Here is a 12236-nt window from a genome sequence, read left to right on the forward strand (position 1 = left end):
GTGACGAACCGCCTTTCCCCGCCCGCGGGCGCGTCCACAGTGGACACGCCCGCGGGTTCACCCGATTACTGCCACACGCTCGTGATCGGCGACTTGTTCGCCGCGTTGGCGATGCCCGGCAGGCCGAACGCCGCCTCCATCGTGCGGAGGATCGAATAGTGGTTGATGGATTCGCTGTAGCTGCCCGGCTTCACGTGGGCGCCGACGAAGGTGGTGTAGATCTGGTTCACCGACGTCCCGCTGTCCTCGTCGAAATTGACGATCAGCAGGCTGTTGTGCGTCTTGGCCCACTGCGCGTACGCGTCGAGGTTCTTCTTCAGCCATTTGTCGCCCGTGTCGACCGGGCAGTCGTGCATGTCGCTGCACAGGTCCGGGGTCACGAAAGCGACGTGCGGCAGCTTGGTGAAGTCGGTCGGGAACGAGGAGAACCGTTTGTTCGCCGAGGCCGGGACATTGCCGAAGCTGACCCAGCTGTTGTGCTTGCGGGCGTATTTGTCCTTCGTGCAGCCCGTGTAGCCGTCGGACGGCATGCTTTCCGCGTAGCCGACGAACTTCTTGCCGATCCCCGCCAGCTGGGAGGCGATGTTCTCCTTGTTCCCCAGATCCTGGCATTTGTTGCTGTCGACGCCGTGCGTCGAACCCGCGAACTGGGCGATGTAGTTCGGCTGGCTCGGGTGCGTCGTCCCGTACGCCTTGGTGAACTTCGCGCCCTGCGAGGCGAGCTTGTTGAAGTACGGCGCCTTCGAGCTGCCGTTGATCTCCTTGTAGTCCTTGTTCTCGAACATCACGAGGACGATGTGGTCGAACGCGGGCACCTTCGCCGCGACGGGCTCTATGGCGGCGGCGGGAGTGTCCTGATGGGACACCACCAGCGCCGCGGCCAAGCCGGTCGCGGCCACGGCGGCGACCGCGATCCGTTTCCAGAACATGTGAAACCTCCTGCTGAAAAGGTTGAAACTTTGACGACCAACCATCGGGTTCAGCGGCGCTCCGCGGGCGTCGACAGAGTCGAGACATCAGATGTCTTGGCAGCATTAAAACGGCAGGGAAGTCCCCGGCCCACCAAGATCGCCTGACCGGAGTAGTCGGCGGGCGGAGAACGCCCCAAAACCGGCATCGACTGGCACGAAACCATGTAAACCTCCCGTTCACCTTGTGTTCCTGGGCGGGAACCGATGGACTTATGGCAACTCGTTGATTCAGCCGGGTGACAGCGGTGGCGTCATTACGCCCGGCTTCACTGGGCACTCATCCGACCATTGGTTAAGCTGGTCGGTGTGAAGCCCTTTTCGTCGCGCCCGGCCGGATACACGATCGAAGAACTGTCGACGATCGTCGGTATGTCGGCGCGCAATATCCGGGCGCATCAGACGAGGGGTTTGCTGCCCCCGCCGGTCCGCCACGGCAGATCCGCCTACTACGGGCCGGTACATCTGCGGCGCTTGCGACGCATCACCATGCTGCAGAAACAGGGCTTCAACCTGGTGTCCATCGCCGCGATGCTCGGAACGACCACAGTGGACGCCACCGAGCGGCTGGACTCGGCGATGGCCGACATCGCCCGCGACCAGCCCGCCGTCGCCCGGTGTCTGGAGCGGCACGGTGTGCTCGGCAAGGACGACGCGGGAGCGCCCTCGGTCGTGCGCCCGTCCGTCTCGCGGGCGGTGACGGACCTCGCCGGGGCGGGGGTCCCGCCCCTGGCCGCGCTGCGGTTCCTCGGGCAGTTCCTCGACCGGGCCGCGCCGCTGGCGACTGAGCAGCTGGCCGCGCTGAAGGCCCAGACCGGAGGCGTCCCGGCCGCTCCGCGGGCCTGTTTCGCCGAGCTTCTGGTAAGCGCTTTCAGAACCACGGTGGAGAACGCGGCCGAAGTCACTTTCCCAGACGGGGAAACAGGGACTCGGCGGCCGAAGTAGCCGACGCGGTCGCCACCGCGAGGTCCGTGCCGTCGGCGTGACTGGTCAGGATGACCACGATATAGCGATCGCCCTCGCCGACGAGACCGGTCGTGTGCGCGTCCACGGCTCCGTGTCCGGCCGCCCAGCCCTGCTTGACCGCCCACGGCCGGTCCTCGAAGGCCGTCGGGATGCCGAAGTGCTGGTCGAACCCGTCGGCGGCGGTCCTGGGCGCCTCGCGAAGTGGCTTCAGGATCAGATTCCGCTTGGCTTTCGGCAGCGTGAGGATGTGCCGATAGGTCGCGGCGATGTCCTCCGCGGTGGACAGCGTGTCGCCCCAGCGGCCCGCGTCGGCGGGCGGAGTGGTGTTCTTCAGGCCGATGGCGGCCACCGTCCTGGTGACGATCGCGGACGCGCCGTTCCGGGTCCACAGGGTGTTGGCGATCGCGTCGTCGCTTCGGGAGAGCATCCGGTGGATCCGAGCCTCGTCGGACTTTCGAGGGCCATGGGTGATGGCGTCCAGCGCGATGAACAATTTCACCACCGACGCGGTGCGAAATCTCTCGCCGCCATGGTCGCCGACCACCTGCTTGCCCGACGTACGGTCGAAGACGACGGTGGCGATCCGCTCGTCCCGCGCGGGACGGCCCGCCGCGTCGGCCTGGAAGATCACATAACCGAGAATTCCGGTGACCGCCAGGAAAGCCGTCACGACCGTGACGCGGAGGCGGAGCCGCCGGTTCCCGCGGGGAACGGCTATCGGCCTGGTTCGTTCGTCGTCGAACATGACGTCGATGTTCAGAGACGATCATCGTTGTCCCGTCTCGGTCGTGTCATGAAGCTGTAACAGCGGCGGACCGCACGAAAACCGTTTCGGCGCTTCGGAAACCGGGCCGGAAATGGTGGCCGGATACCGGCCGATCGGCCGATGTGGACCGACTTCCCGGTCGATGCGGGGAAGGCGGCGGCCCCCGTGCTCGGCGGTGCCGGGCGCCGCCGCCGGGTCAGGACCGCTGCACGATGATCTGATCGACCAGGGTGCCGTCGGCGCTGATCGCGCGAACGTCCATTTTGGGCGGTGTGGTGCCCGTGCCCGCGATGACGTCGACCGCGACCAGGCTGTAGCCGCGGAACCGGACACGGGACCAGGTGACCTTCTTGGTGCGGTCCTGGCCGTCCCGTTCCGAGTACTTCATCGGGACCGGCGAGTCGTTGCTGGTCTCATGGCCCAGATAGGTGTCGGGCGCCGGGAACTCGGAGACGCTGCCGCCCCCGCCACCCGCCGTGATGTAGGTCGTCCCGTCCTTGACCGGGTTCGTGGTCCCGCGCGAGGGCACCTTCTTGACGGCCTTGCCGGCGCGGATCGGGTCGGTGCGCTCGTAGATGTGGTTGTGCCCGTTGAGCACCAGATCGACCTGGTACTTGTCGAACAGCGGGGCCCAGTCCTTCTGCGCGCCGAGTTCGGCGCCGTTGGAATGGCAGGTGGAGTACGTGCATTGGTGGCAGTAGACGACGATGAAGTCGATCGTGGGGTCGGCGCGGAAGGCGGCGAGTGTCTTGCCGAGCCACTTGAGCTGCTTGCCCTTGGTGTAGTCCAGATTGGACGGACTGTTGTAACAGACGTCGTTGCCGTCCAGGCTGATCAGGCCGACGTTCTGGTAGCGCCAGGAGTAGATGCAGGTGGAGCCGTCCCAGGCGTTGTCCGGCATGGTGAAGCGCGCCCGCACGCCGCCGTAACCGTCCTCGGAGTACCAGCCCTCCATCTCGTGGTTGCCGAGCGCCATCATCCACGGGATCCCGGCGGTGACCGGTTCGTTCTGCACGAAGAAGGAGTCCCACAGCCGGGCGTCGTACTGGTCTTCCTCCGGGTGCCCGCCCTCGCCTTCGAGCGCGTAGCTCAGGTCGCCCATGGCGAGGTGGAAGGCCGGGTCGAGGCCCGCGATCAGGCTGCTGGTCGCGACGGCGTTGTAGCCGACACCCTGATCGCCGAACGCGGTGAACGAGAACGTGCCGTCGCCGCCCGCTGCCGGGGCGGTGCGGAAGCTCGCCATCTCGCCGAGCCTGGTGGCGGGGTCGTAACCCTGGTGGCCGACGACGTAGTAGTAGGTGGTGCTGGGCAGGAGGCGGTCGATCCGGGCGTGGAGGTAGTACTGCGTGATCGACTTCGGGCTGTTCGGCGGGTACTCCTCGACCGGGTGCTGCCAGGACATCTGGCTGGTCAGGGCCCGGACCTCGGCCTGGATGGGCGGGCTGAAGTCGCCGGGGACCGTGCCGATCCGGACGAACGGCGCTGTCACCGCCGCGGGCACCTGCCAGGAGACCACGACCTGCTGGGACGGATCGGCCCCGTAGGCGATGTGCCGCCCGAACGGCCGCAGCGCCGAACCCGCGACCTTGTCCGCGTTGAGCAGCACTGTCGGTCCTGCTGGCACTGCCGGTCCTGTCGGCCTGGGGGAGGCCGCGGCGACGCCGGGCAGGAGGACGCCTCCGGCGGCGAGTGCCGCGCCGCTGACCGCACCCACCCGGAACAGCGTCCGCCGCGAGTACTGATTGACGAACTTGTCGTGTTTCTCGGCCAAGCTGAGCCGACGATAGGCTTGGGACCTGCTGTTCCGGGGAGTTTCGGCCATAAAATTGAAGTTAAGAAGGCTTCCTAACTAAGTCAAGAGGCTGGTGCGGCCTGCATGGAACCGTGCAAGCCGGCGTGACTCACGTGCTCGAACCCGGAACTCGCGTGCTCGAACCCGGATCTCGCGTGATTGGGGGCGGAACTCGCGTGCTCAGACGGCGATCTCGGTGTGCGGCGTCCGATCACGCGAGATCCGCCTCTGATCACGCGAGTCACGTCTCCAAGCACGCGAGATCCGGGTTCGAGCACGCGAGTACGGCGCCTGGTCACCCGCTCGAGCCGGCGCGAGTCACACCAGTTCGGAGGACATGACCGCGTCCAGGCCGCGCAGCCGGTCCAGCAGCGGCTCGACCTCGTCTTCCGCGATCAGGACGGCGCAGGTCATGGTGCTTTCGCGGACCCCGTCGCGCACGTCGAGCGACAGGTCGTGGACCAGGCAGCCGAGCGCGTCGACGAGGCCGGGGATCTGGTCGACGCCGCCGACGAAGTAGGTGGCGATCCGGCGGCGGACCAGCATGGAGGTGCGAGGGGCGGGAACCTGGAAAGTGGTGAGCGACATCGTGATCTCCAAAAGCGGGAAGCGAACAGGCCATGGAGGGCCAGGTCCCGGGAGATGCCCCGTGTCGAGGGGTCGCCGGATTGCGCGCCGGCGACCTGGTTCAGCCGGCGCGCTTGACTACGAGTCGAGTGAAGCGGCGCACGGCGAAAGGCTAGCACGTCATGAAAGCCTTAGCCGCGCCCCTTGCTCGCGGACGTGTGCGACCGACCCGCAGTCGAGGTCCAGCTGACGCTGCCGTTCCGCGACGAACGCCCGGCCGAGGCCGGTTCGGTCCGAAGTGGACAGTGTGCGCCGGAGTGTGTTCAGCAGTCCGCGTTCCTCCGCGCGGATATGCGTGTCCACCGAATTCTCCAGTGCTTCCAACGCCTTTTCGAAGTCGTCCGATTCCAGTACCGCGAGCAACTCGGCGGCGAAACCGCTCTCCGTCGGGTCAGGACGGATGATCCGTTCCGTCGCGGTGACATGGGCGACCAGGGACGCCGACAGCTCCGCGACCAGCGCCGGACGGTCGGCCTCGTCGTTGCGAAGATCCCGGAAGAGCTGTTCGATCCGGCGGTGATCGGCCAGCACGACCTCGACCAGGTCGGAGCCGGGGGGAGCGGCTGCCGGTCCCGGTCGCATCCAGCCGAACGTCAGTTCCACGGCCTGGCGCCAGTGTGCGTACTCGCTGTCGCGGCGGGCGGGATCCATCGACGGCAGCCACTGCCCGGCCCGGTGCCAGTTCCGGCGCAGCCCCTCCAGATCCGGCCAGTACCCGACCGACAGCCCGGCCGCGTACGCCGCGCCCAGCGACACCGTCTCGGCGACCATCGGGCGGACCACCGGCACGTCGAGGACGTCGGCGACGAACTGCATCAACAGGTTGTCCGCGGTCATCCCGCCGTCCACCTTGAGTGTCGACAGCGCCAGCCCCGAATCGGCGTTCATCGCGTCGACGACCTCGCGAGTCTGCCAGCCCGTCGCCTCCAGTACGGCCCTGGCCAGGTGCCCCTTGGTGATGTACGACGTCAGCCCGGCGATCACGCCGCGGGCCTCGCTGTGCCAGTGCGGCGCGAACAAGCCGGAGAAGGCGGGCACGATGTAGCAGCCGCCGTTGTCCTCGACGGTCCGGGCCAGCGTCTCGATCTCGGGCGCGGAGCCGATCAGCTCCAGCCCGTCCCGGAACCACTGCACGAGCGACCCGGTCACCGCGATCGACCCTTCGAGCGCGTACACGGCGGGCTCATCGCCGATCTTGAACCCGACGGTGGTCAGCATGCCGTGCGTGGAATGCACCGGCGTCGGGCCGGTGTTGAGGAGCAGGAAACTGCCCGTCCCGTACGTGCACTTCGCCTCACCGGGCGCGAAGCAGGTCTGGCCGAACAACGCCGCCTGCTGATCGCCGAGCGCCGCCGCGATCCGGATGCCCGGCACCACCCGCGACGTCGTCCCGTACACCTCGGTCGAGGGCCGGATCTCGGGCAGCATCGCGCGCGGGACGTCGAAGAACTCCAGCAGTTCGTCGTCCCACGACAGCGTCCGCAGGTTCATCAGCATGGTGCGCGAGGCGTTGGTGACGTCGGTGACGTGGACGCCGCCCTCCGGGCCGCCGGTCAGGTTCCAGATCAGCCAGCTCTCGACCGTCCCGAACAGGACGTCGCCGCGCTCGGCGCGTTCCCGCAGGCCGGGGGTCCTTTCGAGCATCCAGCGGATGCGGGGCGCGGAGAAGTACGTGGCCAGCGGCAGCCCGCACAGCCGGCGGACGCGATCCGCGCCCGGCTCGCGGGCGAGCTGTTCGAGCATCGCGTCGGTGCGGGTGTCCTGCCAGACGATCGCGCGCCCGACCGGGTTGCCGGTGTGCCTGTCCCACAGCACCGTCGTCTCGCGCTGGTTCGCGATGCCGAGCCCGACCACCTGCGCCGGTTCGGCTCCCGCGTCGGCCAGCGCCTGCGGCACGATCCGGCCGACGTTGCGCCAGATCTCCGTCGCGTCGTGTTCGACCCAGCCCGGCCGGGGGAAGTGCTGCTGGTGTTCGCGCTGCGCGACCGACACCAGCCTGCCGCGCGCGTCGAACAGGATGCACCGGGTCGAAGTGGTGCCCTGGTCGATCGACATCACGTAGCGCTGGACCACGCGAGCACCTCCATCACCATCGGGACGCGCCGAGATCGCGGGAGACCGCCCGTGCCGCGTCGCGCACGTGGCCGAGCAGCCGGGGGATCGGGCTGCCGTCGGCTTCACAGATCCGGTCCGCCGCGCCGGACACCCCGATCGCGCCGACCACGATGCCGCCGTGCCCGCGGATCGGCGCCGCTATCCCGGCCTCGCCGGAGATCATTTCGCCGTTCTCACTCGCCCAGCCCGCCTCACGCACCTTGCCGCAGGCGCGTTTGATCGCGGTCTGGGTGATCAGGGTCCGGCGGGTGTAGGCCTCCGGCCCGCCGGTGCGCAACGATGCCACGAGACCGGTGTCGTAGGCCAGAAGTACTTTTCCGAGCGCCGTCGCGTGCAGCGGGAGAAGCGTGCCGACGTCGAGCGTCTGCAGGCTGTCGTCGGGCCGGAAAACGTGGTGCACCACCAGGACCCGGCCCTCCAGCGGTGCTCCGATGCGGACGGCTTCACCGCTGCGCGCGGCCAGCGCGTCGGCCCAGTTGATCGCGCGTGACCGGAGTTCGTTGACGTCGAGGTAACTCGTGCCGAGGTGCAGCAGCGCCGCGCCCAGTTGGTATTTCCCGGTGTCACGGTCTTGTTCGACAAAGCCGACCCCTTGCAGGGTCCGCAGGATCCCGTGCGCCGTTCCCTTGGCGAGTTCGAGGGAATCGGCGATCTCGCCGACCCCGAGACGGCCGGAACCGCGCGCCAGCAACCGCAGGATCGCGGCGGCGCGCTCGATGGACTGGATCGGACCGGGCACGGCTCAACCGTAGCCCGACCGGCCCTGATTCGACAATGTCGAACATCGTCTTCCGGCGTTCGACAATGCCGACCGGCGTCCGTTGACCCCGGGTTTCCGCGAACTTAACTTCGGCCTCAACAGGGCAACGGTGTCCTTTGTGGAGGAAGCAATGGTGCGAAACCTCAAGGCTCGCGGACTCGCGGGCGAACTGGCGGCGGAGTTCGTCGGGACGATGATCCTCATCCTGTTCGGCTGCGGGGTGGTGGCACAGGTCGTCGCGGCGGGCATCGGCGACCACGACAGCATCGCGTGGGCGTGGGGGATCGGCGTCACGCTGGGGATCTACGTGGCTTCACGGATCAGTGGCGCGCATCTGAACCCGGCCATCACCGTGGCGCTCGCGGTGTTCAAGGGCTTCTCGTGGCGCAAGGTCGCGCCGTACGCCTTGGCGCAGACCGCCGGCGCGTTCCTCGGCGCGCTGCTGGTGCGCTGGAACTACACCGAGGTGCTCAACGCGGCCGACCCCGGGCTGACGATCAAGACCCAGGGCGTCTTCTCCACCCTTCCGGGTAACGGAACCCTTCCGGTGGGTGACTGGGGCGCGTTCCGCGACCAGATCATCGGCACCGCCATCCTCGCCTTGGTGATCTTCGCCATCACCGACCTCCGCAACACCGCGCCCGCCGCGAACCTCGCCCCGGTCGTCGTCGGCTTCCTCGTGGTCGCGATCGGCATGGCCTGGGGCACCAACGCCGGCTACGCGATCAACCCCGCCCGCGACTTCGGCCCGCGCCTGATGTCCTGGCTCACCGGCTACGACACCGCGTTCACCGACCAGTACGGCTATCCGTACTGGTGGATCCCGATCGTGGCCCCGATCGTCGGCGCGGTCATCGGCGGCGCGATCTACAAGTTCTTCATCGAGCGCTACCTGCCCACCGACCCGGCACCGGAAGCCTTGCCCGCCAAGGACATCGAGCGCGTTTCCTAAGGAGAGAAACCATGCCTGACCACATCGGCGCCGTCGACCAGGGCACCACCAGCACGCGGTTCATGATCTTCGACCACGGCGGCAACGAGATCGCCCGCCACCAACTCGAGCACGAGCAGATCCTGCCGAAGCCGGGCTGGGTCGAACACGACGCGACCGAGATCTGGGAGCGGACCCGTTCGGTCATCGCCACCGCGCTCAACAAGGCGAAGCTGACCGCCGCCGACCTCGCCTCGCTCGGCATCACCAACCAGCGTGAGACCACCGTCGTGTGGAACCGCCGGACCGGGCGGCCGTACTGCAACGCCATCGTGTGGCAGGACACCCGCACCGACCGGATCGCCTCGGCGCTGGAACGCGCGGGCAAGGGCGACGTCATCCGGCGGAAGGCCGGTCTGCCGCCCGCCACCTACTTCTCCGGCGGCAAGCTCCAGTGGATCCTGGAGAACGTCGACGGCGTCCGCGAAGACGCGGAGAAGGGCGACGCGCTCTTCGGCACCACCGACTCGTGGCTGATCTGGAACCTCACCGGCGGCCCCGACGGCGGCGTGCACGTGACGGATCCGACCAACGCGTCGCGCACCATGCTCATGGACCTCGAAACGCTGGAGTGGGACGACGAACTGCTGTCCTTCTTCGGCGTCCCCAAGCAGATGCTGCCGTCGATCCGGCCGTCGTCGAACAACGGCCACTTCGGCGTCACCCGCGCGGACGGCCCGCTCGGCGGCGAGGTCGCCATCACCGGTGTGCTCGGCGACCAGCAGGCGGCGACCGTCGGCCAGGTGTGCTTCCGCCCCGGCGAGGCCAAGAACACCTACGGCACCGGCAACTTCCTGCTGCTCAACACCGGCCACGAGGTCGTCCGCTCGAAGCACGGGCTGCTCACGACGCTGGCGTACCAGTTCGGCGACGAGAAGCCGGTCTACGCGCTGGAAGGTTCCATCGCCGTCACCGGTTCCGCCGTCCAGTGGCTGCGCGACCAGCTCGGCATCATCAGCGGGGCCTCCCAGAGCGAAAGCCTCGCCCGCCAGGTCGAGGACAACGGCGGCGTCTACTTCGTCCCCGCGTTCTCCGGGCTTTTCGCGCCGTACTGGCGTTCGGACGCGCGCGGCGCGATCGTCGGCCTCACCCGCGCCACCACCAACGCGCATCTCGCGCGGGCGACACTCGAAGCGATCTGCTACCAGACCCGCGACGTCGTCGAGGCCATGCAGAACGACTCGGGCGTCACGCTCGACGTGTTGCGGGTGGACGGTGGCGTGACCGCGAACGAACTCTGCATGCAGCTGCAGGCCGACATCCTCGGCGTGCCGGTGTCGAAGCCGGTCGTCGCCGAGACCACCGCGCTCGGCGCCGCCTACGCGGCGGGTCTGGCCGTCGGGTTCTGGAAGTCCACCGACGAGCTGGAACAGAACTGGAACGAGGACAAGCGCTGGGAGCCGTCCTGGACGGACGAACAGCGCGCCGTGGGCTACGCGGGCTGGCAGAAGGCCGTCGGCCGCACGCTCGACTGGGTCGAGGTCGAGTGAGCCCGATGAACAGGAGGAACACAGTGACACCCGTACCGCTTTCCCCGGTCTACCGTGCCGAGACCCTGCGCAAGCTCGCCCGCGAAGAGATCGACGTGCTGGTCGTCGGCGGGGGAGTGACCGGTGCCGGCGTCGCGCTCGACGCGGCGTCGCGCGGGCTCTCCGTCGCGCTCGTCGAGGCCCGCGATTTCGCCGCCGGGACGTCCAGCCGGTCGTCGAAGCTGATCCACGGCGGCCTGCGTTACCTGGAGAACCTGGACTTCAAACTGGTGCGCGAGGCACTGAAGGAACGCGGCCTGCTGCTGCAGACCCTCGCGCCGCATCTGGTGCGGCCGGTGAAGTTCCTGGTGCCGCTCAAGCACCGGGTCTGGGAGCGCGGGTACATCGGCGCGGGTGTCACGCTTTACGACACCCTCGGCGGGGCTCGCGCGCTGCCCCGGCACCGGCATCTGTCCAAGCGCGGTGCGGGCAAGGTCGCCCCCGGCCTCGCCGACGACGCCCTGATCGGCGCCATCCAGTACTACGACGCCCAGGTCGACGACGCCCGCCACACGATGACCATCGCGCGGACCGCGGCCGAGCAAGGCGCCTCGGTCCTGACCCGAGCCCGGGTGACCTCCCTGATCCGGGACGGCGAACGCGTCGTCGGCGCCAAGGTCGTCGACCGCGAGAGCGGAGCGGAGATCGAGGTCCGGGCGAAGACAGTCGTCGCGGCCACCGGCGTGTGGAGCGACGACATGGCGGAAGCGGCGGGCATCCCCGCGCCGTTCACCGTGCGCGCGTCGAAGGGCATCCACCTGGTGGTGCCGCGCGAGAAGATCGACCTGGACACCGGGCTGATCCTGCGTACCGAGAAGAGCGTCCTGTTCGTCATCCCGTGGGGACGGCACTGGATCGTCGGCACCACCGACACCGAATGGGACCTCGACCGCGAGCACCCGGCGGCCAGCCATGCGGACGTCGACTACGTGCTCGGGCACCTCAACGCGGTGCTGCGCACGCCGATCACCGCCGATGACATCGAGGGTGTGTACGCCGGGCTTCGGCCGCTGCTGGCCGCGAAGGCGACGGCGACGACGAAGCTGTCGCGGGAGCACGCCGTGGCGCATCCGGTGCCGGGCCTGGTGATCGTGGCCGGCGGCAAGTACACGACGTACCGCGTGATGGCCGCCGACGCGGTCGACGTCGCGGTGGAGGATCTCGGCCGTCCGGCGCCGTCGTCGTGGACCGAGCGGCTCCCGATCGTCGGCGCGACGGGTTACCACGAACTGTGGGGCTCGCGGCACGCGCTCGTCCAGCGCACGGGGCTGCCGATTCGCCGGATCGAGCACCTGCTCCAGCGCTACGGCACCGCGATCGACGACATCCTGGAGTCCATTTCGGAGCGTCCCGAACTGGGCGAGCCGATCCCGGGGACGGCGGAGTACCTCAAGGCGGAGGTCGTCTACGCCGTCTCGCATGAGGGCGCGCTGCACCTGGAGGACGTCCTGACGCGCCGCACCCGCATCTCCATCGAGGAGCGGGACCGCGGGGTGACGGCCGCGCCGGTGGTGGCCGGGCTGATGGCGCCGCTGCTGGGCTGGGACTCGCACAAGCAGGAGCGCGAGGTCGCCAACTATCTCGCGCGGGTCGAGGCGGAGCGTTCCGCCCAGGCCCAGCCGGACGACGAGGCGGCGAACGCCAGCCGCCTGGCCGCCCCCGCTCTGCTGCCCAGCTGACTCAAGTACATGAAGGCCCCCTTGCTTGCGCCAGGCGCAAGCA

10 protein-coding genes are annotated in these 12236 nt (G+C 68.5%); 4 read left to right on the forward strand and 6 right to left on the reverse strand.

Annotated features, from left to right (window positions below; genetic code table 11):
- Positions 1-65: 65 nt before the first annotated feature.
- A complete protein-coding gene (locus ACFWMR_RS32860) occupies positions 66-929 on the reverse strand; it encodes an alkaline phosphatase family protein (RefSeq protein WP_378381179.1) in 864 nt (287 codons plus the stop codon).
- 348 nt (positions 930-1277) lie between these two features.
- On the opposite strand from ACFWMR_RS32860, the gene ACFWMR_RS32865 reads away from it, so the two are divergent.
- Entirely contained in the window at positions 1278-1913 is a 636-nt protein-coding gene (locus ACFWMR_RS32865; protein ID WP_093937201.1) for a MerR family transcriptional regulator, read from the forward strand.
- Here the strand turns inward: ACFWMR_RS32865 and ACFWMR_RS32870 are convergent.
- The 5 genes from ACFWMR_RS32870 to ACFWMR_RS32890 all read right to left on the reverse strand — a co-directional run bounded on the left by ACFWMR_RS32870 (position 1870) and on the right by ACFWMR_RS32890 (position 7973).
- On the reverse strand, positions 1870-2679 hold the full coding sequence (locus tag ACFWMR_RS32870) for a serine hydrolase (protein WP_378381180.1): 810 nt from the start codon (positions 2677-2679) through the stop codon (positions 1870-1872). The genes ACFWMR_RS32865 and ACFWMR_RS32870 overlap by 44 nt on opposite strands.
- A 217-nt stretch (positions 2680-2896) precedes the next feature.
- A complete protein-coding gene (locus tag ACFWMR_RS32875; RefSeq protein ID WP_378381182.1) occupies positions 2897-4471 on the reverse strand; it encodes a purple acid phosphatase family protein in 1575 nt (524 codons plus the stop codon).
- Between the two features lie 339 nt (positions 4472-4810).
- Complete coding sequence (locus tag ACFWMR_RS32880; protein WP_378381183.1) at positions 4811-5080, reverse strand: hypothetical protein; 270 nt, start codon at positions 5078-5080, stop codon at positions 4811-4813.
- Between the two features lie 159 nt (positions 5081-5239).
- Entirely contained in the window at positions 5240-7192 is a 1953-nt protein-coding gene (gene glpK, locus ACFWMR_RS32885; protein WP_378381184.1) for a glycerol kinase GlpK, read from the reverse strand.
- A gap of 13 nt (positions 7193-7205) precedes the next feature.
- The gene (locus tag ACFWMR_RS32890) at positions 7206-7973 is read right to left on the reverse strand and encodes an IclR family transcriptional regulator (RefSeq protein WP_093937206.1); all 768 of its coding nucleotides are present in this window, start codon (positions 7971-7973) and stop codon (positions 7206-7208) included.
- 151 nt (positions 7974-8124) lie between these two features.
- Between ACFWMR_RS32890 and ACFWMR_RS32895 the strand changes: the two genes are divergently transcribed.
- Genes ACFWMR_RS32895 through glpD form a run of 3 tightly spaced genes read left to right on the forward strand, consistent with a single transcriptional unit; the run spans position 8125 to position 12193 of the window.
- Positions 8125-8946, forward strand: a complete 822-nt coding sequence (locus tag ACFWMR_RS32895) for an MIP/aquaporin family protein (RefSeq protein ID WP_093937207.1) — start codon at positions 8125-8127, stop codon at positions 8944-8946.
- Positions 8947-8957: 11 nt separating this feature from the next.
- Positions 8958-10475 carry a glycerol kinase GlpK gene (glpK, locus tag ACFWMR_RS32900; RefSeq protein WP_378381185.1) on the forward strand — a complete coding sequence of 506 codons (1518 nt, stop codon included), beginning with the start codon at positions 8958-8960 and terminating at the stop codon, positions 10473-10475.
- Between the two features lie 5 nt (positions 10476-10480).
- Positions 10481-12193, forward strand: a complete 1713-nt coding sequence (glpD, locus tag ACFWMR_RS32905) for a glycerol-3-phosphate dehydrogenase (RefSeq protein ID WP_378381186.1) — start codon at positions 10481-10483, stop codon at positions 12191-12193.
- Positions 12194-12236: the final 43 nt, after the last annotated feature.

The organism is Amycolatopsis thailandensis (assembly GCF_042723255.1).
Lineage (GTDB): Bacteria > Actinomycetota > Actinomycetes > Mycobacteriales > Pseudonocardiaceae > Amycolatopsis > Amycolatopsis thailandensis.

Coding starts and splice junctions, on each gene's coding strand:
- ACFWMR_RS32880 (WP_378381183.1), bottom strand. CDS start 5,080: ATGTCGCTCACCACTTTCCAGGTTCCCGCCCCTCGCACCTCCATGCTG.
- glpD (WP_378381186.1), top strand. CDS start 10,481: ATGAACAGGAGGAACACAGTGACACCCGTACCGCTTTCCCCGGTCTAC.
- ACFWMR_RS32860 (WP_378381179.1), bottom strand. CDS start 929: ATGTTCTGGAAACGGATCGCGGTCGCCGCCGTGGCCGCGACCGGCTTG.
- ACFWMR_RS32895 (WP_093937207.1), top strand. CDS start 8,125: ATGGTGCGAAACCTCAAGGCTCGCGGACTCGCGGGCGAACTGGCGGCG.
- ACFWMR_RS32870 (WP_378381180.1), bottom strand. CDS start 2,679: ATGTTCGACGACGAACGAACCAGGCCGATAGCCGTTCCCCGCGGGAAC.
- glpK (WP_378381185.1), top strand. CDS start 8,958: ATGCCTGACCACATCGGCGCCGTCGACCAGGGCACCACCAGCACGCGG.